20 protein-coding genes and 1 pseudogene are annotated in these 20246 nt (G+C 32.5%); 9 read left to right on the top strand and 12 right to left on the bottom strand.

The genetic code is table 11. The features are described from left to right. A pseudogene (locus tag Q361_RS14035) lies at window positions 1–123 on the top strand (PorP/SprF family type IX secretion system membrane protein); the annotation flags it as partial. Between the two features lie 59 nt (window positions 124–182). Here the strand turns inward: Q361_RS14035 and Q361_RS08360 are convergent. From Q361_RS08360 to Q361_RS08400, 9 genes are all read right to left on the bottom strand, one after another. Next, the gene (locus Q361_RS08360) at window positions 183–1022 is read right to left on the bottom strand and encodes a pseudouridine synthase (RefSeq protein WP_103726276.1); all 840 of its coding nucleotides are present in this window, start codon (window positions 1020–1022) and stop codon (window positions 183–185) included. Between the two features lie 141 nt (window positions 1023–1163). Then, on the bottom strand, window positions 1164–1943 hold the full coding sequence (gene murI, locus Q361_RS08365) for a glutamate racemase (protein ID WP_103726277.1): 780 nt from the start codon (window positions 1941–1943) through the stop codon (window positions 1164–1166). A gap of 57 nt (window positions 1944–2000) precedes the next feature. Continuing rightward, window positions 2001–2498: an OmpH family outer membrane protein gene (locus tag Q361_RS08370; RefSeq protein ID WP_103726278.1), complete on the bottom strand. Its 498-nt coding sequence runs from the start codon at window positions 2496–2498 to the stop codon at window positions 2001–2003. 28 nt (window positions 2499–2526) lie between these two features. Continuing rightward, complete coding sequence (locus tag Q361_RS08375) at window positions 2527–3558, bottom strand: OmpH family outer membrane protein (protein ID WP_103726279.1); 1032 nt, start codon at window positions 3556–3558, stop codon at window positions 2527–2529. Window positions 3559–3594: 36 nt separating this feature from the next. Continuing rightward, window positions 3595–6357, bottom strand: coding sequence for a BamA/OMP85 family outer membrane protein (locus tag Q361_RS08380; protein ID WP_103726280.1), 2763 nt, complete (start codon window positions 6355–6357; stop codon window positions 3595–3597). Continuing rightward, window positions 6275–7030: an isoprenyl transferase gene (locus Q361_RS08385; protein WP_103726281.1), complete on the bottom strand. Its 756-nt coding sequence runs from the start codon at window positions 7028–7030 to the stop codon at window positions 6275–6277. The genes Q361_RS08380 and Q361_RS08385 overlap by 83 nt, the downstream gene beginning before the upstream one ends. Before the next feature lie 3 nt (window positions 7031–7033). Beyond that, window positions 7034–7717, bottom strand: a complete 684-nt coding sequence (gene porG / locus Q361_RS08390; RefSeq protein WP_103726282.1) for a type IX secretion system protein PorG — start codon at window positions 7715–7717, stop codon at window positions 7034–7036. Between the two features lie 152 nt (window positions 7718–7869). After that, window positions 7870–8751 carry an NAD kinase gene (locus tag Q361_RS08395; RefSeq protein WP_103726283.1) on the bottom strand — a complete coding sequence of 294 codons (882 nt, stop codon included), beginning with the start codon at window positions 8749–8751 and terminating at the stop codon, window positions 7870–7872. A 50-nt stretch (window positions 8752–8801) separates the two neighbouring features. Continuing rightward, window positions 8802–9464, bottom strand: coding sequence for a CBS domain-containing protein (locus Q361_RS08400; RefSeq protein ID WP_103726387.1), 663 nt, complete (start codon window positions 9462–9464; stop codon window positions 8802–8804). Between the two features lie 123 nt (window positions 9465–9587). Here Q361_RS08400 and Q361_RS08405 point away from each other — a divergent pair, with 123 nt between their 5' ends. The 6 genes from Q361_RS08405 (at window position 9588) to clpX (ending at window position 14996) form a co-directional block, all read left to right on the top strand. Further along, window positions 9588–10301, top strand: coding sequence for a pyridoxine 5'-phosphate synthase (locus Q361_RS08405; protein ID WP_103726284.1), 714 nt, complete (start codon window positions 9588–9590; stop codon window positions 10299–10301). Further along, window positions 10301–11071, top strand: coding sequence for an alpha/beta fold hydrolase (locus Q361_RS08410; RefSeq protein ID WP_169929284.1), 771 nt, complete (start codon window positions 10301–10303; stop codon window positions 11069–11071). Before Q361_RS08405 ends, Q361_RS08410 begins: the two co-directional genes overlap by 1 nt. 26 nt (window positions 11072–11097) lie before the next feature. Further along, window positions 11098–11436, top strand: a complete 339-nt coding sequence (locus Q361_RS08415) for a phage holin family protein (protein WP_103726285.1) — start codon at window positions 11098–11100, stop codon at window positions 11434–11436. A 90-nt stretch (window positions 11437–11526) separates the two neighbouring features. Then, window positions 11527–12858: a trigger factor gene (gene tig, locus Q361_RS08420; RefSeq protein ID WP_103726286.1), complete on the top strand. Its 1332-nt coding sequence runs from the start codon at window positions 11527–11529 to the stop codon at window positions 12856–12858. 184 nt (window positions 12859–13042) lie between these two features. Next, the gene (gene clpP, locus Q361_RS08425; RefSeq protein ID WP_103726287.1) at window positions 13043–13699 is read left to right on the top strand and encodes an ATP-dependent Clp endopeptidase proteolytic subunit ClpP; all 657 of its coding nucleotides are present in this window, start codon (window positions 13043–13045) and stop codon (window positions 13697–13699) included. A 64-nt stretch (window positions 13700–13763) separates the two neighbouring features. Beyond that, entirely contained in the window at window positions 13764–14996 is a 1233-nt protein-coding gene (clpX, locus tag Q361_RS08430) for an ATP-dependent Clp protease ATP-binding subunit ClpX (RefSeq protein ID WP_103726288.1), read from the top strand. A 55-nt stretch (window positions 14997–15051) separates the two neighbouring features. On the opposite strand, the gene Q361_RS08435 is transcribed toward clpX, so the two are convergent. From Q361_RS08435 to gldB, 3 genes are all read right to left on the bottom strand, one after another. Continuing rightward, the gene (locus Q361_RS08435; protein WP_103726289.1) at window positions 15052–17241 is read right to left on the bottom strand and encodes a TonB-dependent receptor domain-containing protein; all 2190 of its coding nucleotides are present in this window, start codon (window positions 17239–17241) and stop codon (window positions 15052–15054) included. Window positions 17242–17317: 76 nt separating this feature from the next. After that, window positions 17318–17641, bottom strand: coding sequence for a gliding motility protein GldC (gene gldC, locus Q361_RS08440; RefSeq protein WP_103726290.1), 324 nt, complete (start codon window positions 17639–17641; stop codon window positions 17318–17320). Continuing rightward, window positions 17634–18602 (bottom strand): gliding motility lipoprotein GldB, encoded by a 969-nt coding sequence (gene gldB, locus Q361_RS08445; RefSeq protein WP_103726291.1) that lies wholly within the window; start codon window positions 18600–18602, stop codon window positions 17634–17636. Before gldB ends, gldC begins: the two co-directional genes overlap by 8 nt. Window positions 18603–18755: 153 nt before the next feature. Here gldB and nadE point away from each other — a divergent pair, with 153 nt between their 5' ends. Both nadE and Q361_RS08455 read left to right on the top strand, forming a co-directional pair. Beyond that, complete coding sequence (gene nadE, locus Q361_RS08450) at window positions 18756–19571, top strand: NAD(+) synthase (RefSeq protein ID WP_103726389.1); 816 nt, start codon at window positions 18756–18758, stop codon at window positions 19569–19571. 30 nt (window positions 19572–19601) lie between these two features. Beyond that, a complete protein-coding gene (locus Q361_RS08455; RefSeq protein ID WP_103726292.1) occupies window positions 19602–20231 on the top strand; it encodes a response regulator transcription factor in 630 nt (209 codons plus the stop codon). Window positions 20232–20246 lie beyond the last annotated feature (15 nt).

The raw sequence follows: 20246 nt of genomic DNA on the forward strand, positions 1-20246 counted from the left end.
ACGTATTCTCATTTATTAGGAAATGTGAAATTTGACAACGGTGGGTTTCATCAAATAACGCTTGGGTTTAATTTGTTTTGCTCTCCTGATAAATACGATTGTAATTGTCCAGCAAATAATTAACGGCAACAGAAAAATTTATATAAAACAAAAAGAGCAACAATTTGTTGCTCTTTTTTGTTTTATATGTTTTTTAAATTTATCACTTCTTGCTCGGTTAATAAACGCCAGTTTCCTCTAGGAAGGTTCTTTTTGGTAAGCCCAGCAAAAGAAACCCTATCTACTTTGAGTACATCGTATCCAAATTTTTCAAATATAGAGCGCACTACTTTTACATTGGCAGTTCGAAGTTTTAAGCCAATTTCGGTTTTTGGTTGGTTTTCTATATAGGTAATTTCGTCTACAAATAGGCGGTGTTCATCGAGGGTAACACCTCCAGAAATTTTTTCTAAATCTTCAAATTTTAAATTTTTGTCAAGAGATACTTGGTATATTTTGGTCGATTTTTGATTTGGAGCGTTAAATTTTACTACCATATCATTATCGTTTGTAAGGAGTAATAAGCCTGTGGTGTTTTTATCCATTCTACCAATGCTTTGTAAGTTTGCATTGGTGGCATTTTTTACTAAATCGAATACAGATTTTTCGGCTTCTTCTCTCGATGTGGTAAAGTTTTTAGGTTTATTGAGTAAAATATAAATCTTGCTTTCGGGTGTAAGTGTAGAGCCGTCAAAGTTTACTACGTCTCCTGGTTTTACTTTGTAGCCCATTTCGGTAACGACTTCGCCATTTACTTTTACGTTGCCCGATTGAATGTATATATCTGCTTCACGACGCGAACATACACCAGAATTTGAAATGTATTTGTTAAGCCTTATTTCGTCGGTGTTTTTTGGAAGATTACTTTTTGGTTTGGGTTTTGATTGAAATGGTTTTGATGCGGATTTTGGTTTTCCTGAATAATTAGTTTCTTTTTTTGAAGAAAAAGTATTCTTGTTTTTATTGTTGTTTGGTTTTTGCATGAGTGCTGATGTTTTTGCAAAGATAGGGTTTTTATGGTTTGCTTACTAGCCCTGACCGAACGGCTAGCTCCCGTGCGTGAGCAACGGGACTAATAGTAAGGGCAGGAATTACGTATAGCAATTGCATTGTAGTATGCGCTACTAAAAATCTTTGAAAGTTACAGTGTATTGGTTTTGCAATATATTTGAAATTATTGTAGGGTTTCCGTTGGTAATAAATTGTAGGGTTGGCGCTGTTTGGTTGCGTTTTAAAAGGTTTTGTTGCTCTAACACATGAAGCGTTTGTTTGGCTACAGCTTCGCCTGAATCGATTATTTTGATGTGTGCTGGGACAATTTTTTGAAGTTGCGGGATAAGGTATGGGTAATGTGTACACCCGAGTACCAAATAGTCTATGTTTTTTTGGATCATGGGTTGTACATACATTTGTAGTAGTTTAAACATTTCGTTGTCGTCAATAAAGCCGTTTTCTATGCGTTCTACGAGGTTATATCCTATTTGTTCTATAATTTGGATGTCTTGGTATTTTTCTAGGTTTTTATGGAATAATTCGCTGTTTAGCGTTCCTTTGGTTGCTAGAATTCCTATTTTTTGAGTTTTTGAGTGTAGTGCTGCGGGTTTTATAGCGGGTTCTATACCAATAAATGGGACTTTGTATTTTGCGCGAAGTTCTTTTATGGCATTGGTAGTAGCGGTGTTGCAAGCTACTATAATAAGTTTACAATTTTGGTTGAGTAGGTATTCTGTGTTTTTACAACTTAGGGATAGAATTTCTTCTTTGGATTTGTTTCCGTAAGGTGCATTTTTGCTGTCGGCTAGATAGATTGTGTTTTCATAAGGCATTAGTTTATGAACTTCTTTCCATATTGAAGTGCCTCCTATGCCAGAGTCGAATAATCCTATTGGGTTGTTGTTTGCCATAAAACAAATGTAAAAAAAAACTGCTCAATTTTTTGAGCAGTTTTTAAAGGTTTTTTATTAAAACCCTAAATCTTTTTTTACGTCGGCAGTAAGGTCTGGCCCGTCTGCAAGTAAAGCTGTATTAATATCAATTACATATTGAAAACCTTTTGCTTTTCCTACTTTTTGTATTGAAGCTTTTATTTTTTCGGTAAGTGGTTTCATTAAATCACTTTCTTTTTTCTGTAAATCTTTTTGAGCGTTTTCTTGATAATCACCAATTCTTTTAGCCATATCTTGTACTTCTTGTTGGCGAGTTTGGTTTACAGCATCAGTTACAGTAGCAGCCTCAGCATCGTATTTTTTTATTTTTGCTTGATATTCATCAATCATTTTTTTGTATTCGGCACTATAGGTATCACTAAGCGTTTGTAATTGTTTTTGAGCTTCAATTATTGCAGGCATTTTACCCATTAATTCGTTTACATCTACATGCGCAACTTTTGCCTGAGCATTTGCTGTTTGAAATCCTAAAAATGCTACGATAGCAAATACTAAAGTTTTTAATTGTTTCATTCTTACTTTGATTTTTAAAATTATTGTTTTAAGGTTTTTTCTGTTCGGTTTTGTTTTTTAATTCTTCTTCACGGGCTTTTTTTGCTGCTTCACGATCTTCAAGAATTTTTTTCTTTTTATCTTCAAGTGCTTTTTTCTGCTCTTCAAGTTTTTGTTTTCTTTCGTCTATTAATTTTTGACGAGCTTCTTGTTGAGCTGCTTTTTTATCTTCAAGCTCTTGTTTTTTTAGTTCTTGATTTTGTTTTTTATCTTCATTGGCAACAGTATTTGGTGTTTCTGTTTTTGAAGTAGCAGAAACTGTGCCATTTTTTTTCGCGGCTTTTTCTTCTAATAATTTTGCTCTTTTTTCTTCGAATTCTTTCTTTTTAGCTTCGTTGGCTAATTTTCTTTCTTCGGCTAGTTTTTGAGCTTGCTCTTTTTTCTCTTCTAGTTTTTTCTGACGTTCGGCAAGTTGCGGATTTTCTGAAGCAGCTTCTTCTTTTCGTTCTTTTTCTGCTTCGTCTGCAAGTTGTTTTTTGGTAAGTTTTTCTTTTCTTTCTGCTCGTAGTAAAACAGTAACCACTTTATCGGAAATATCTAAATTTTTCTTAGCAAAAAGCATGGTTAAATCAGATGATTTGTCAAAAATATAGTCGTAGTTTTTAGCTTCGGCTATGTCTTGTACCGCATTAAAAACTTGATCTTGAATGGGTTTTATAAGTACAGCTTTTTGAGATATTAAATCGCCATTTGGCCCAAAGCGTTTTTGTTGATAGTCTGAAAGTTCTTTTTCATGAAAAGCAATTTCTTCTTCTCTTTCTTGTATCAATTCTTTGGTAAGTAATACTTTTTCTGTTTTAAGAGATTCTTTTAGTTTGGTTATTTCATTCCTTTTTTCTTCCATCTCCTGCTTCCATTTTTGTGCTTTTTGCTCTAATTGGTTGTTTGCTTCGGCAAAAGCAGGCATTTTTTCTAAGATATATTCCATATCTATATAACCAATTCGGGCGCCTTTTTGAGCATGGATGTTAAAAAAAGAAAGCGATAGGGAGCAAAGAATGAGTAAACTATATTTTTTCATACTATGTTATTTTTACTTATAACGGAAACAAATATACTAAAATTGTTGTCCGATAATAAAATGTGTTTGCCAACCACTTTTTACAGTGTCTCCTGGAACTGGATCGAAACCATGTGCAAAGTCGATACCTAAGAGTCCAAAAGCAGGCATAAATATACGAATTCCAAATCCAGCAGAACGTTGTAATGCAAAAGGATTGTAAGCTTTAAAATTTCTATATGAAGCACCACCTTCTAAAAATCCAAGAGCATAAATAGAAGCCGCTTGTTTTAGTGTAATAGGATATCGCAATTCCATAGTAAATTTATTATATAGCGCCGCTCCATTACCTCTTTGTACTCCATCGGCATCTAGTGGCGTTAATGATTGGTTGCTGTAACCTCTTAGTTGTATTACTTCTCTACCGTCTAATGAATAGTTTGCGAGTCCGTCTCCGCCCAAATAATATCTTTCAAACGGAATAACACCTCTATCAGAATTATAAGCACCCAAATAGCCAAATTCGCCCAAAGTACGTAATACTAAAGCATGTTGTTGAGAACCCATTAATTTGGTATAAGCATCAAATTTTCCTTTAACTTTGTAATATTCAAGCCAATTAAATCTTTTTTGGTCTACTTTTCCTTGATCGGTATCTGCTTGGGTATAATCATCTACTTTTACATATCCTGTTTTGGTTGTGTTGCCATCTACTATAGTTGTAAGTTTGATAAAATCGCCAGCTTGTATGTAATTACCGTCTATACCCCAAGCGTCTGCTGCTTGTGTTTTTTTGTATTCTTTTTCGTTACCCAAATTGGCATAGTCTATTTTATTAAATAACGAATAAGGCAATGAAAATTTAGTAGAAATGCTAAATTCTGCTCCTTGTGTAGGGTAAATAGGGTTTATACCTTTGTTGTTTCTTGTTAATCCTAAGTTAAATGATAAGTTTCTTGAGCTACCATTTCCAAATGTAAACAAACCAGAATAATAATTTTGTAGATTATAGTATTGAAAACTAATACCATTACTGAAATAAAAATCTCTATCGGGAACTGTAAGTCTTTTTGATGTTCCTAATGATAATGCAATAATATTGAAACTTTTCGATTTGTCGATGCTTGAAGAATATCCTGTATATAAATATTGCTTGCTGTATGATATAGAACCGTTTAAACTTACTGGTTTTTTACCTCCAAACCATGGTTCTGAAAAAGAAAAACTAAATGTTTTAAAATAAGACGCCGCTTGAGCTCTTAATGATAATTTTTGACCGTCACCCATTGGTAATGGTTTGTAGGCCTCTTTTTTAAATATATTTCCAATTGAAAAGTTATTAAAAGAAAGTCCTAGAGTTCCAATAAAACCTCCACCGCCATAACCTCCTTGAAGTTCAATTTGGCTTGCTCCTTTTTCTACCAAATGGTATTCTATGTCTACTGTACCAGCGGTTGGATCTACGTTTTTAAATTTCGGATCTATAGACTCTGGATCAAAAAATCCAAGTTGTCCAATTTCTCGTACAGTACGTACCAAGTCTTCTTTACTGTATTTTTCACCAGGGCGTGTGAGTAATTCTCTATAAATAACTTTATCGTTGGTTTTGTCGTTTCCAACTACAGAGATTTTGTTGAAATAAGCAACAGGCCCTTCTATAATGCGTATTTCAAAATCGATAGATTCATTTTCGGTTTTGGTTTCTACAGCATTAATAGTTGAGAATAGGTATCCGTTGTTTTGGTATAAATTGGTTAAATCTTCACTATCTGGCTTGGTTTTATCGGCTATTTTTTTATCCAACAATACACCGTTATATACATCTCCTTTTTTGATGTCTAAAATTTGACCTAATAATTGATCTGAATAAACAGAGTTTCCTAAGAATTTAATGTTTCCAAAATAGTATTTTTTTCCTTCTTCTACTTTAACATTTATAGCTATTTTGTTTTTCTTTTTGTCTATCCAAACAGAATCGGTAATCACGCGAGCATCTCTAAATCCTTTTTCTTTGTATTTGTCTACAATGGTGTTTAAGTCTTCTTTATATTTGCTTTTTACATATTTTGAAGCTTTAAAAACACGAATAGGGTTTTGCCTTTTTGTGTTTTTCATAGCTTTTCTTAATTGCTTGTCTGTAAGTTTTTCATTGCCATCAAAGTTAATTTTAGCAATTTTCATTTTACTGCCTTTGTCTATGTTTACCAGCATGTTTACACTGTTGTCAGTGCTATCGGGAATGGTTCTTACAACTACTTTTGTATTAAAGTAACCGTCTTTTTTGTATTTGTTTTCCAAATAATTTTTGGTAGTAGTAATCAGGTTTTCATTAACTATTTTACCTTTTGTAAGCGCGTTTTCTTTAACAAGTTCATCGATTTTTCCTTTTCTTACTCCTGTAATTTTTACCTCGTTTAATTTTGGAAGTTCAAATATGTCTAAATCTAATGAAATACTATCGCCTTCTACAGTGTTTACATAAAAATCAATGTTGCTAAACAAACCTAATTTTCCGAGTTTTTTAATAGCATTGCTTATTTCTTCACCAGGAATTGTGATTTCTTGACCTTTTTCTAGTCCAGCAAAAGTAACAACGGTTTGTTCGTTATAACTTACTTTACCTGTAACATTGACTTTTTTGAGAAAATATTTTTTTCCTTGCTCAAAATCGGGATTGGTTTGAGCATGAGTGATATAACTGCATAAAAAAACCAAAAACAGTGTAATTTTGGTAAAATTATTTTGTGCTTTTTGTGTCAATTTGTTCGCTTGTTTTTCCAAATCTTCTTTCTCTTTTTTGATAGCTAATAATGGCTTCATATAAATTTTCTTCTGTAAAATCGGGCCACAATACTTCTGTAAAATAAAATTCTGCATAGGCTATTTGCCAAAGCAAAAAGTTACTTATTCTGTGTTCTCCACTGGTGCGAATAAGTAAATCTACATCGGGTAAATCGTGGGTGTAAAGATGCTGATTTATAATTGATTCATCAATAGCATCTGTTGAAATTATATTATTTTTAACTTTATCACTTATTTTTTTAACAACATTTAATAATTCTTCTCTAGAACCATAACTTAAAGCTAGAGTAAGCGTCATGTGTGTGTTGTTTTTGGTTTTGCTTATTACATCTTCAAGCTCTTTTTGTATGCTTGAAGGCAATAAGCTTAGATTACCAATAGAATTTAAACGAATGTTGTTTTTTTGTAGAGTAGGCAATTCATTTCTTAATGAAGAAACTAAAAGTTTCATTAAGGTTTCTACTTCTAGTTTTGGGCGGTTCCAGTTTTCTGTAGAAAATGCGTATAATGTGAGATTTTTAACACCCAATTTTGCACAAGCTTCTACAGTAGTTCGTACCGATTTTGTTCCGTTTTCATGTCCAAAAGCCCGAAGAAAACCCTTCTTTTTTGCCCATCTTCCGTTGCCATCCATAATTATTGCAATATGGTTGGGTAAATTGTTCAATGCTATATGGTTTAAATTGCTCATGTTTTAATCGGTACAATAACAAGGTTTTTCTCCAAAAGTATAGGTAAGTACAAATCCTGAAAATACATACCAATCGTTGCTGTTTAAATTGCCAAAACGAAATTTAGAATATTCTTGTTTTACAGGATTGCTACCATCTATATCGTCTGCAAAAGAATATCGAGCGCCTACTTCAAAGCCTAATACCATTTTTGGTGTTAATGTGGTTTTGATTCCCAATACTATTGGGATAGCTAGTGTTCTTTGAGTGCCCAAAAAATGCTGTTTTTTGTAGCTATCAAAGTAAGAGGCTTTGTAAAACGAATATGATAATCCAGAATAAACGTATGGTGTTACTTTGGTAGTAAGTTCGTGTAAGTTGAAATCAAGAAAGTTGAATTCCATTCCGGCAGAAAGTTCTGTTAAATTTGTATTGAAGCTTACATTGCGTTCTTGCCTTGCAAAATTGGGAGAATCGCTATCTTTTGCTTTGAGCTGAGAAGTGGTAATGCTAAACCTGTAGGCGTGTCTAGGCGATTTGTTCCAGCGGTACAGTAGTCCTAAGGCATAATCGTTTGGATGAATGTATTGAGTGTTACCAATATCACCAACATAATTGCTTCCTCCAGCAAACACACCAATTTCATTAATTTGTGCATAAGCCAAAGAAGTACATAAAGCAATAATTACCAAAAGATATTTTTTCATTAAAATAAAAAATAGCGTGCAAATATAACAATAATACATACGATTATAATACCTATACTCATATTTACTATTATAATACCAAACACATGAAACAATATGTAAATTAAATTCATGTATGTAACGCTAAAAAATGCTGTATAGTATGGCCTTGATTAGTTTCTCTTATCTTCGCCCCATAAAAGTTTGTTGCGAAGTGTAGATAGAAAAGTTTCATGAGCTATCTCTATCATATTAATATCGAAATGATTTTTTTTGATAGTAAGTTCAACTTCATTTTTTACAGCCGTAATTCTAGAATCTAAAGAGGTTAAAAACTGTTCTTCTCTACCCGATACCTTAAGTTTTATTACAGTATTGTTTGGTATTACTAGGGGTCTGGCGTTTAAATTGTGCGGAGCGATAGGAGTAATTACAAAACTTTCTACTTCTGGAGTGAGTACAGGCCCGCCACAACTTAGTGAATAACCAGTAGAGCCTGTTGGGGTTGATATTATTAAACCGTCTGCCCAATAAGATGTAAGGTATTCTCCGTTTAAATGTGTTTCTACTGTAATCATAGAGGTAGTGTCTTTTCTATTTACAGTAATTTCATTTAAAGCAAAATTAAATTCAGTGTCAATAGAATTGTCATTTGTTTCTACACACAACAAAGTTCTTTTGGATAAGGTATATTTTTTTTGAATAATTTTTTCCAAAAATGAAGCAATATCTTCTTTTTGAACTTTTGCTAAAAAGCCCAATCGCCCAGCATTAATACCCAAAATTGGAATACCGCTATCGCGCACATAGGTAATAGATCTCAATATCGTTCCGTCGCCTCCAATACTGATGAGTAAATCTACCGAATTTTTAATGCACGCATAGCTTTTGAATGTTTGGTATTTATTTTCTACCAAATTTTGCTCATACAATATATCTAAAAAATGTTCTTCTATAATGAGTTCTATTTTTTTGTTCAAGAAAAATTCAAAAATGTCTCGTATAATTGGACGTGTGTCGTTTTGATAATATTGTCCGAAAATTGCTACTTTCATTTTTAATGTTTTTTACAACTTTTATAGAAGTGTTTTTTATAAAATAGGTCTTATATGTTTAAGTATTTATCCAAATAAGCCGATCGTTCTTTTAGGTTGTCCAAATAACTGTCTTCGTGATGTTCAGAAACAATTTCGTAGTTGTATCTACGAAAAGTTTGAACAATATCATTCACGCCTCCTAAGGCTATTTTTATTGTAATTTGAACATCTGTAGCATCAGCATCTGAAATAAAAATGCCTAGCAATTTTCCGTTATTGCTTTCTACAATTTGTGCTATTTGACTCAATGAATAATCTACAATAGGTTTTTTAACCACAATAATAGCGCCTTGCTCTTTTAAAAATGGAGTTTCGTGAAATATTTTTACTACATCTTCTAGTTCATAATATCCGAGATAGTTGTTATCTTGGTCTAAAACAGGAGTAATATTGGTGTGATTTTTTGCAAAAACTTCCAATACATCAAGCCATATCATTTTTTCACGAGCATAAAAACCTTCCAAAACATACCGATAATCATGCAGTTTTTTTTCGGTATCAAAAGTTTCAATATCATCGGCAGAAATAGAGCCAATGTAAACACCGTCATCATTAAGTACTGGAAAATGAGAAAAAGGCACTTCCAGAAAAAAATCTTGCACGCTGCCAATAGTTTCTTCACTATGTAGCGCTTTGTAATCTTTAGTAATGAGTTCTTGTATTTGTTGCATGGCTTTGTTTTGAATATGCAAAGTAACAAAAAAACTCACGTTTGTAGCTATATTTTTCTAAATAATGCAAATCATTTGTATGTGCTTGTTTTTCTCTATTTTTGTTGAAATATTTTTTTTAAAATGACAAAACTTAGTGTAAATATTAATAAAATAGCCACTTTGCGTAATGCTCGTGGCGGAAATGTACCCAATTTATTACAAGTAGCTCAAGATATTCAAAAATTTGGAGCGCAAGGTATTACCATACACCCACGTCCAGACGAAAGACATATTCGCTACCAAGATGCCCGAGATTTAAAGCCCGTAGTTTATACAGAGTTTAATATAGAAGGTAATCCAAAACACAATTTTATAGATTTGGTTCTTGAGTGCAAACCCACACAGGTTACGCTAGTGCCAGATGCAATAGGGGCGATTACTTCTAGCGCAGGTTGGGATACAATTGCAAACCAGAGTTATTTAACAGAAGTGATAAGCGAATTTAAGCGAAACGGAATAAGAACTTCAATTTTTGTAGATCCTCTACTAGATATGGTAGAAGGAGCCAAAGCCACAGGAACAGATAGAATAGAACTTTATACAGAAGCATTTGCAAAACAATTTGAATTAGGTAACTACAAAGCAATAGAGCCTTATACAAAAGCAGCCGAAAAAGCATTTGAATTGGAGTTGGGTATTAATGCAGGGCACGATTTGAGTTTAGATAACATTAAATTTTTCAAAGAGAACATTCCTAATTTATTAGAAGTGTCAATAGGGCATGCATTAATTTCTGAAGCACTCTATTTTGGATTAGACAACACAGTAAATATGTATTTAAGTAAGTTAAAATAATGAGTAATTTGTTGTTTTCAAGAATTGAAGGAGAAGGTAATCCTTTGCTCATCATTCATGGTTTTTTGGGAATGAGTGATAATTGGAAATCGTTTTCAGATAAATACGCTGCGCAAGGTTATCAAGTGCATCTTTTAGATTTGCGCAATCACGGCAAGAGCTTTCATTCAAATGAGTTTAACTATCAAGTTATGTGTCATGATGTGTTAGCATATTGCAATCATTACCAATTGAATAATATTTCTATAATAGGGCATTCTATGGGTGGCAAAGTGGCTATGTTGTTTGCAACGACCTATCCAGACAAAGTTGAAAAATTAGTCGTAGCCGATATTGCCCCAAAATATTATGCACCGCATCACCAAGCTATTTTTACGGCGTTGAATGCTGTAAATTTTAATGAAGTAAAAACACGTCAGGAAGTAGAAAAAATATTGCTTTCTTATATTCCAGACTTTGGTACTCGACAATTTTTAATGAAAAGTGTGTATTGGAAAACTCCAGAGCAGTTAGGTTTTCGCTTTAATTTACCTGTTTTTAATAACAATAAAGAATCTATTGGAGAGGCATTGCCCAACGAAAATCATTTTGATAAGCCTACGTTGTTTATTCGAGGAGGGAATTCAAACTATATACTAGATACAGATTGGCAAAATATTCAACATCATTTTCCAAACGCTCGGTTGGCAACTATTCCAAATGTTGGACATTGGCTTCATGCAGAAAATCCTTTTCAATTTTTTGAAGAGACCATTGCGTTTTTAAAATAATTTGTACTTTTAATAAAAAATAAATTATGATACTAAGATTAATAATTACTGCGGGGTTGGTGTTGCTTATTTCGCATTTTATGACAGGCGTAACAGTAGATGGCATTACAAACTCTCTTATTGTTGCTGTTGTTTTGGGGTTGCTTAATGTATTTGTAAAACCATTACTAAAATTGTTCTCATTTCCTATTACTGTGCTTACATTGGGTTTGTTTTTGCTGGTAATCAACGCCATTATAATCATGTTGTGCGACTATTTGGTAGACGGATTTCATGTAAATTCGTTTTTTACAGCATTTTTGTTCAGCATCATATTATCAATCTCGCAATCTTTGGTTTTTAAGCTAACAGAAGATAAAAAATAATACTTTAAAAATCAATAAAATAAAATTGGTTGGGTTGCAGAAAAGTTATAATTTTGCAACCCAATTTTAGTATATAATAAATTCTATACAATGAATATTACAAAAAACAATGTAGATGCTTTAAATGCAGTAGTTACGGTACAAGTTTCTAAAAATGATTATGCCGACAAAGTAACAAAAGTATTAACAGATTACAGAAAAAACGCAAACATTCCAGGTTTTAGAAAAGGAGCAGTACCTATGAGCCTTATTGAAAAACAATACGGAAAAGCTGTTTTACTGGAAGAAGTAAACAAATTATTACAAGAAAGTTTAAATAAATATTTGGTAGACGAAAAACTAGATATACTAGGAAATCCGTTGCCAAAAGTAACCGAAGATTTTAACTGGGATGCCGAAGACTTTAGTTTTGATTTTGAATTAGGTTTAGCTCCGCAATTTGAAGTAGATTTAGCTGCAAAAAATAATCTTGTACAGTATAATGTTATTGCAGACGAAACCATGCTTAATGCACAAGTGGCTCGTATTCAAAAACAATACGGTAAAGTAGTTTCTAAAGATACAGTAGAAGAAGGCAATGATGTTTCGGGAATTTTTGCTAATGCAGAAAAAGGAATAAACAACCGTGCTACATTAGACTTTGAAACCTTTGCCGATGCAAAAACTGCAAAAGCGTTTTTAGGTAAAAAAGTAGGTGATGTAGTAACTCTTAATACCAAAGGATTGTTTAATGATGACCACAAACTTATGGATGTTTTAGCCATAGGTCATGATGATGTACATGGGCTAGATATTGAAGTAACCTTTACTATAGATGAGGTTGTAGGATATGAGCCAGCCGATTTAAACCAAGAATTGTTTGATAAATTGTTTCCAAATGGCGAAGTAGCTTCGGTAGAAGATTTGAAAGCCAAAATAAAAGAAGATGCCGAAAAACAATTTGAGCAACAAACAAAACAAAAATTTTTAAATGATGTTACAGAACATCTTGTTGAAAATACCAAATTTGATTTGCCTGCAGAATTCTTAAAAAAATGGATTCAAACATCAGGAGAAAAAGAATTAACACCAGAAGAAGCCGAACAAGAATACAATAATTCTGAAAAAAGTTTGCGTTTTCAGTTGATAGAATCTAAAATAATCACACAAAATAATTTACAAATTACGTTTGAAGAATTAAAAGATTACACATCGGAACTTATTAAAAAACAAATGGCACAGTTTGGACAAATGAATCCTACAGACGAGGATGTTCAAGGTATTGTTGCGAGAGTTTTAGGAAACCAAGATGAGGTACGTAGATTATCGGAGCAAGTAATGAACGAAAAACTTTTAGCTCTTTTTGCAGAAAAAGTGCCTGCAAAAAGTAAAGAAGTAACCTACGAAGACTTTATCAAAGCTATGTATGGAGAATTGAATTAATTATTCAAAAAAAATAACAATACAAAACGCCAAAATCTAAGATTTTGGCGTTTTTTGTCATAATGTCAGCCTACTATTTATGGTATAAACATTGCAATAAATTTTGTAAGTTTACAACCATTATACTTAAAAAAGCATCTGTATAATAGTACAGCAAAAACATTATCAAATTAATTTAAAAAATATGAACTTCGGAAAAGAATTTAAAAAATTTGCTACCCAAAAGCATGGCGTAAACAGTATGTATTACGATAAAATTGTGGCGAGCATGACACCTTATATTATAGAAGAGCGTCAATTAAATATTTCTCAACTGGATGTGTTTTCACGTCTTATGATGGATAGAATTATATTTTTAGGAACAGGCGTAGATGATCATGTAGCCAATATCATTCAGGCGCAGTTGTTGTTTTTAGAAAGCGTAGATGCCTCAAAAGACATACAAATTTACATTAATTCTCCAGGAGGAAGTGTTTATGCAGGCTTAGGTATTTATGATACCATGCAATATATACGCCCTGATGTAGCTACAATTTGTACAGGTATGGCAGCTTCTATGGGAGCTGTATTACTTTGCGCAGGCGCCGAAGGAAAGCGTTCTGCATTACCACACTCTAGAGTAATGATACATCAACCTTCTGGTGGAGCACAAGGCGTAGCTACAGACATGGAAATCAACTTAAAAGAAATGTTGAAACTAAAAGAAGAATTATATCAAATTATATCAAATCATTCCAAACAACCTTACGAAAAAGTATATAAAGATTCTGAACGTGATTATTGGATGATAGCCGATGAGGCAAAAGAATACGGAATGATTGATGAAGTTTTAAGAAGATAAATTTGAGTCGAGAGTCAAAACGTTATTTTAAACTTTTGATTTCTAAGACTTTTTAAAATAAAATATGGCAAAAGAAAAATTAGAATGTTCTTTTTGTGGCAGACGTAAAGCAGAAACAAACTTGCTTATAGCAGGTATTGATGCACATATTTGCGACAGATGTATAGAACAAGCCCATGGTATAATTGTAGAAGAGTTAAAAACACAAGCTACTAGTAAATTGGGAAGTGATTTGGTATTGAGAAAGCCCAAAGAAATTCGTGCTTTTCTAGACGAATATGTAATAGGGCAAGAGCAAACCAAAAAAGTTATGTCGGTAGCAGTGTATAATCACTACAAACGATTAATGCAACCTACAGAAGCCAACGAAGTAGAAATAGAAAAGTCAAATATTATTATGGTAGGGCAAACAGGAACAGGTAAAACCTTGGTTGCCAAAACCATTGCACGTATGCTAGATGTTCCTTTGGCTATTGTAGATGCTACTGTACTTACCGAAGCAGGTTATGTAGGCGAAGATGTAGAAAGTATTTTAACACGTTTACTTCAGGCGGCAGACTACGATGTGGCAAAGGCCGAGAGAGGTATAGTTTTTATTGATGAGATTGATAAAATTGCTCGCAAAAGCGATAATCCTTCTATCACTAGAGATGTTTCTGGAGAAGGTGTACAGCAAGCCTTGTTGAAATTATTAGAAGGGACCGTAGTAAATGTACCACCCAAAGGAGGTAGAAAACATCCCGATCAAAAATTTGTGGAGGTAAATACCCAAAATATTTTGTTTATAGCAGGTGGTGCTTTTGATGGTGTAGAACGTATTATTTCTAAACGATTAAATAGAACAGCAGTAGGATATTCTACTTCAAAAAATTTAGATGCCATAGACAAAGACAATTTGTTGCAATACATTATTCCAAAAGATATTAAAGAGTTTGGCTTAATACCCGAAATAATAGGTCGTTTACCCGTGCTAACTCACATGGATCCGCTAGATAGAACCACTTTAAGGTCTATACTTACCGAGCCTAAAAATGCTTTAATTAAGCAGTATGAAAAGCTTTTTGCTATGGATGATGTTACTTTTTCTATAACTCCAGAAGCTTTAGATTATATTGTAGATAAAGCCTTAGAATACAAACTTGGAGCGCGAGGGCTTCGGTCGCTTTGCGAAGCTATACTTACAGATGCTATGTATGAGCTACCAAGTAGTGATGAAAAAACATTAGAAATAGATAAAGAGTATGCAGCTCATGCTTTAGATAAAAATTTATTAAAGCGTTTAGAATTAGCTTCATAAAAAATTAAATCCCGATTAAAGAATTTTAATCGGGATTTTTATTTTGAAACAAATGTTATTTCATCATACCACCGCCACTTTTTACTTTCTCGGTTTCGATAGTAGTTTCTTCTTTTTGTAGCTTATTGTTTCCAAAATTGTATGTTAAAGATATTCTAAAGGTTCTAGAATCTCTTTTCTCTCTAAAATGAGTATCTAAGTTTTCTCCAGCAATTAATGCACTCACTTGATTTTGGTTAAATACATCAAAACAATGCAAGCCCATTTTTAGTTTTTTATTCATAAAATCTTTTGTAAAAGAAATGTCGAATTGTTGTATATGCTTTCTTATATTATAAATTTGCCAGTTTCCACCTGCGGGTAAAATAAAATAAGTCATAGTATTTTTCATGCCCCACGGAAGTATAAACTGCGATTGAGCAGCATAGTTCATCAATCCTTTATTGCCATAAGGAAGTGTATAGCCTTTTATATCAGATTTAATATAGTTAATGTTTACATAAATGTAATTCATTTGATCCATATTATTCATGCGTTTTTTAAACTCATCTTTAGGTTTTAAAAAATAATCCAAAGGAATAGGGAAGTTTAAAAAGGTTGTAAAAGTGCTAAATTGTTCAAATTGACGAAAAGTAGCATTACTAATAGGTGTTGTAGCATTGGCATCTGCACTAAAAAGAAATAAATTGCTGTCTTTGCTCACGACATAATTAGCACCAAGTTGTACAAATTGAAAAGCAGAAAGTTTTATTTCGTAATTATCATCAAAAGTTGGGTTTAATAACGGATTTCCTTGAGATGAATTATATTGGTCAAAGTTCGAACTATTATTTGGGTTTAATGTATTATAACCTGGCTGGTTTATTTTTTTAGAATAAGATGCCGAAAGATTCATTTGTTCGTTAAACTCGTAATTAGTACTTACATTAGGAAAAATGTTGCGGTTTGTAAAAGTTACTTTGTCTGTAAGTGTGTTAGTTATACGTTCTACATGATAATTTTCAAAACGAAGCCCTGCTGTAATATTTAATTTTTTAATTTTCTTTCTTGCCTCTGCATAAAATGCCAAATTGTTTTCTTTGTAATCAAAAGTAATCAAATTGGGTGTAGTGGTATTTATATAATAATTTCCATTGTGAGTTACGTTAAGTACATTAAACTTACCTCCAGTGCTCAATGAGAATTTCCATTTTTCAAAAGGAAAAACAAAATCGTATTTTAAATAATGATTTTTTAAGCTAAAATCAGAGTCGCTGTTGTTAAAATACGCATTTGCTGAATTAAAATCTTTTGCTGTTGAAATTGTCTTTGGTGTTTGGTCGAAAAAGTTGGTGTAAGCCGTCATGTCAAAAGAAGTACCAATGGTATCCAACTTAAGTTTGTATTGTAAACTTAATTCATGATTGTAGTTTTTGTTTTTGGTAGTACCTATGCTTTTATAATCAACATTTTCTCCTACAGATGTGTTTTCAAATACATTGCGTTCGTTGGCGGCATTTACATTATAATTGAATAATAAGTTGCTTCTGTCGTTAAATCTATAGTTTGTTCCTCCTCTAAAATAAAAGTTTCTATATGTATTAACTCCAAAATTTTCTTGATTTAATTTTTTTATTGGATTAAACGCTGTAAAATTTTGTTGGGTGGTTGTTCGGTTTTCACTATCAATATAATTATAGCCAGTCATAGTTTGCCAGCTTAATTTGCCAGTTTTTCCGTTGAGTAAAACTTGCGGGCTTGGTTTTTGATAACGATTAAAATTGTAGTTTATGTTGAAACTCGCATTTACACCTGCTTTTCGTTTAGCATTGGTAATGATGTTTATAATAGAACCACTTGCATTAGCATCATAAGAAGCGCCAGGGTTGTATATTAGTTCTACTTTTTCTATGGCATTGGCAGGGAGAGAACTTAAATAATTTTGCAAATCAGTTCCAGAAAGAGAGCTAGGTGCACCATCAAAATAGATGCTTACTCCTTTTCCGTTGAGAGTGATATCGCCTGTTGGAGATGTAATTACACCAGGAAGTTTTTTAATAGCATCCAAACTATTGCCTGTGCTTACCATAGGATTGTCTTTTATGGCAACAGTTGTTTTGTCAGAATCTACCTTGATGTATTTTTTTTGTTTAATAATACTAACTTCATCAAGGGTTTTAATAGTGTCTTTCTTTTTTTGAGGAATTTCTTGAGCATGTGTAGAATAAAAAGCCATTCCGCACATGAAAAATAGAATTTTTTTCATGAGAATAATTTTGATTGATGATGCTCAATTAGTATCAAAAATCAATCAAATGTTACAACTCATATTAATACTTTGTTTATGATTTTATTTTTTCTGCAAAAAAGTCACAAAAATCACGCATCGTATCGGCCAGTTTATCATCGGCAGTAGCACGCTGGTACGTATCTGCCATAGCTACTAGAGTTTGATGAAAAAATTGTTTCATTTCATCTACAGGCATATCTTTTGTCCATAGGTCAATACGAAGGGTTTCTTTATTAATATTGTCCCAAACAGAAACTAATATAGCTTTGGTTTGTTCATTTTCTACACCGCCGTCTGTTGCAGTCCAATGCAAATTTTCAGGAATATGATTTTCGTCTAATGCGATTTCAAATTTTATTTCGGAAGTTTTACTCATCTTTTTTCGGTTTGTATTTCGATTTTTCAAAGATAGTTTTATAATCTGTTTTAAGCAATTGTGTAGCGCTTATATCTGGATTGTTTTGCACATAAGCTCGTACAATTTGCCAACCTATCCATTGACCTATTCTGCCTGGTGTTTCGTTGTCTATTTCTAAATAAAATTTAGAGAAAGGAGCCAAAGTAATAAATCGATTAGTTAGTTTAGAATCGTTGCTATAAAGTAGTTTGTTTTGAATAAAATATTCCCATATATAGCCTTGATTTTCTTCGCACCATTTAATTTGTTCGGGTTGGTAACCTATTTTTTCCGCATCATTATATTCGGGTAATAATAAATCTTTTAAATACAATTCTTTTCCGCTAGTAATCATTTGTGCTAGTAAGGTTTTGTCTGAAGCAGGAGGCACAACGCCAAAGGCAAAGCTCGAAACTACATCGGGCATCATTTGTCGTTTTTCAAAATTATTTTTTATGTATTGCGGAATATCAGCATAAAATTTATGGTCTTTTCCAAGATACATTTCTAAAGCAATGATAAGTTTGTCTTTGGCGTAGATTGTTTTGTTCATATAATCCATATCGCCAATTACAGTATATATATTGGGTGTTTTTACAGTAGGGAAGTAGTATTTTATATGTTTGAATATAGAAACAATTTCGTCTTGTTGCGGGGTAAAATCTTTGTAGTTTTTTTCAACCTCTTGGTACAATTCTTGCCAAAGCGGATTTTTTATTTTGTCTAGCCAAACAGCATCTGGAGTTTGAATAGGGAAAAACTCAGGGAACTTTTCCTTCAATTTTGGTAAATCGTTGGGCTTACATTCAAAGAAAGATTGTTCAAAACGGATTACATTTATTTTTACAGGAATTTCTTTTACTTTTTGTTCAATTTTAGTTTTTTCATTACAAGAAAAAAGCAAAATACCCAATGATGCAATTACGATTATTTTTTTCATATTTACAAGAACTCTTGTTAAAGTGATTGATAATTTTTATTAAAAAGGTTTATTTTATAAAAAAATATTTGGTCTTTTTTGTTTATTGGTTTAGAATTTGCAATAAATTATTACTTTTGCAAATATACGTTAGCCACAATTAATATTAAACTAATGGCTAAAAATACTGCAATAAAAATGCAAGAAGTTGCTACCTATATAGTAGATTGGTTAAAAAACTATGCTAATAACGCAAGAGTTAATGGTTTTATTGTAGGAGTTTCTGGCGGAATTGATAGCGCAGTTACTTCTACCTTATGTGCCCAAACAGGGTTAAAAACAATATGTGTAGAAATGCCTATACATCAGGCTGAAATTCAAGTGAACAGAGCTAAAGAACATATTGCTTATTTGAAGAATAATTTTTCAAATGTAGAAAGTCTTGTAGTAGATTTAACACCGGTATACAATTCTTTTACAAGCCAAGTACAAGCCACAGATGATGTTGCGAAAACAAATTTAGCTTTAGCCAATAGCCGTGCTAGATTACGAATGACGAGCCTGTATTACTATGCAGGTTTGTATGGTTTGTTGGTTGCTGGCACAGGAAATAAAGTAGAAGATTTTGGTGTTGGTTTTTATACCAAGTATGGCGACGGAGGTGTAGATATAAGCCCAATTGCCGATTTAGTAAAAAGCGAGGTTTACGCACTAGCAAAACATCTAGGCGTTCCAAATTCTATACAACAAGCTGCACCTACAGACGGTTTGTTTGGCGATAATAGAACCGATGAAGACCAACTAGGTGCAAGTTACGATGAACTAGAATGGGCCATGAATGTATATAATAATCATGAGTTACAAGAAAATTTTACCGATAGACAAAAACAAGTATATAAAATTTACAAACGTTTACACGAAATAAATCAACATAAAATGCAACCTATACCTGTTTGCATGATACCTTCCCAAATTAAGCTCCCTTATTAAACCAAACTTAACCTATTAATACGAAAAATTATGATTAATGTATGTCTTGCAGATAATTATCCTGTGGTTCATTACGGTGTAAAGTCTTACTTTAGAGATCATCCCGAAATAAGTGTTGTTTCTAATGTTTCAAACTTTTATATGGTTCCAGATGCTTTACGAAACAAACAAATAGATGTTTTAGTTATTGATCTTGAGCTCGAAGGTTTGAAAAGTATTTATGAAATTAAAGCAATAATAAATAAATTTCCAACTACAAAAATCTTAGTTTTTAGTAGTTTGAACGAACAAATTTATGCACCTAATGCCATTAAAGCAGGAGCAGCAGGTTACGTTCATAAATCTGTCAAATTAGAGTCGCTAGGCATAAGCATTGTACGAGTGCATCAAGGATTAGTTATGCTTAGCGAAAGCTTGAAACGCAATTTGGCATTAATATCAAAACAAAATAAAAGCGAACGGGTTTACAGAAAACTTTCTAATAGGGAAGTAGAAGTACTTCGTTTTTTGAGTGAAGGCAAAAAAAATAATGAAATTTCTAGAATTTTAGATCTTAATGAAAAAACGATTAGTACTTACAAGCTTCGATTGTTGCAAAAGTTGGATGTAAATAATATAGTAGATCTTATCAATAAAGCCAAAACGCTTGATATAGTTTAAAAAGAATGACTCGAA

It is taken from the genome of Flavobacterium croceum DSM 17960, assembly GCF_002917885.1.
GTDB lineage: Bacteria > Bacteroidota > Bacteroidia > Flavobacteriales > Flavobacteriaceae > Flavobacterium > Flavobacterium croceum.

Bases quoted from the DNA above. Each gene is read 5' to 3' on its own strand.
- Q361_RS08360 (WP_103726276.1), bottom strand. From the start codon at position 1,022: ATGCAAAAACCAAACAACAATAAAAACAAGAATACTTTTTCTTCAAAA.
- murI (WP_103726277.1), bottom strand. From the start codon at position 1,943: ATGGCAAACAACAACCCAATAGGATTATTCGACTCTGGCATAGGAGGC.
- Q361_RS08370 (WP_103726278.1), bottom strand. From the start codon at position 2,498: ATGAAACAATTAAAAACTTTAGTATTTGCTATCGTAGCATTTTTAGGA.
- Q361_RS08375 (WP_103726279.1), bottom strand. From the start codon at position 3,558: ATGAAAAAATATAGTTTACTCATTCTTTGCTCCCTATCGCTTTCTTTT.
- Q361_RS08380 (WP_103726280.1), bottom strand. From the start codon at position 6,357: ATGAAGCCATTATTAGCTATCAAAAAAGAGAAAGAAGATTTGGAAAAA.
- Q361_RS08385 (WP_103726281.1), bottom strand. From the start codon at position 7,030: ATGAGCAATTTAAACCATATAGCATTGAACAATTTACCCAACCATATT.
- porG (WP_103726282.1), bottom strand. From the start codon at position 7,717: ATGAAAAAATATCTTTTGGTAATTATTGCTTTATGTACTTCTTTGGCT.
- Q361_RS08395 (WP_103726283.1), bottom strand. From the start codon at position 8,751: ATGAAAGTAGCAATTTTCGGACAATATTATCAAAACGACACACGTCCA.
- Q361_RS08400 (WP_103726387.1), bottom strand. From the start codon at position 9,464: ATGCAACAAATACAAGAACTCATTACTAAAGATTACAAAGCGCTACAT.
- Q361_RS08405 (WP_103726284.1), top strand. From the start codon at position 9,588: ATGACAAAACTTAGTGTAAATATTAATAAAATAGCCACTTTGCGTAAT.
- Q361_RS08410 (WP_169929284.1), top strand. From the start codon at position 10,301: ATGAGTAATTTGTTGTTTTCAAGAATTGAAGGAGAAGGTAATCCTTTG.
- Q361_RS08415 (WP_103726285.1), top strand. From the start codon at position 11,098: ATGATACTAAGATTAATAATTACTGCGGGGTTGGTGTTGCTTATTTCG.
- tig (WP_103726286.1), top strand. From the start codon at position 11,527: ATGAATATTACAAAAAACAATGTAGATGCTTTAAATGCAGTAGTTACG.
- clpP (WP_103726287.1), top strand. From the start codon at position 13,043: ATGAACTTCGGAAAAGAATTTAAAAAATTTGCTACCCAAAAGCATGGC.
- clpX (WP_103726288.1), top strand. From the start codon at position 13,764: ATGGCAAAAGAAAAATTAGAATGTTCTTTTTGTGGCAGACGTAAAGCA.
- Q361_RS08435 (WP_103726289.1), bottom strand. From the start codon at position 17,241: ATGAAAAAAATTCTATTTTTCATGTGCGGAATGGCTTTTTATTCTACA.
- gldC (WP_103726290.1), bottom strand. From the start codon at position 17,641: ATGAGTAAAACTTCCGAAATAAAATTTGAAATCGCATTAGACGAAAAT.
- gldB (WP_103726291.1), bottom strand. From the start codon at position 18,602: ATGAAAAAAATAATCGTAATTGCATCATTGGGTATTTTGCTTTTTTCT.
- nadE (WP_103726389.1), top strand. From the start codon at position 18,756: ATGGCTAAAAATACTGCAATAAAAATGCAAGAAGTTGCTACCTATATA.
- Q361_RS08455 (WP_103726292.1), top strand. From the start codon at position 19,602: ATGATTAATGTATGTCTTGCAGATAATTATCCTGTGGTTCATTACGGT.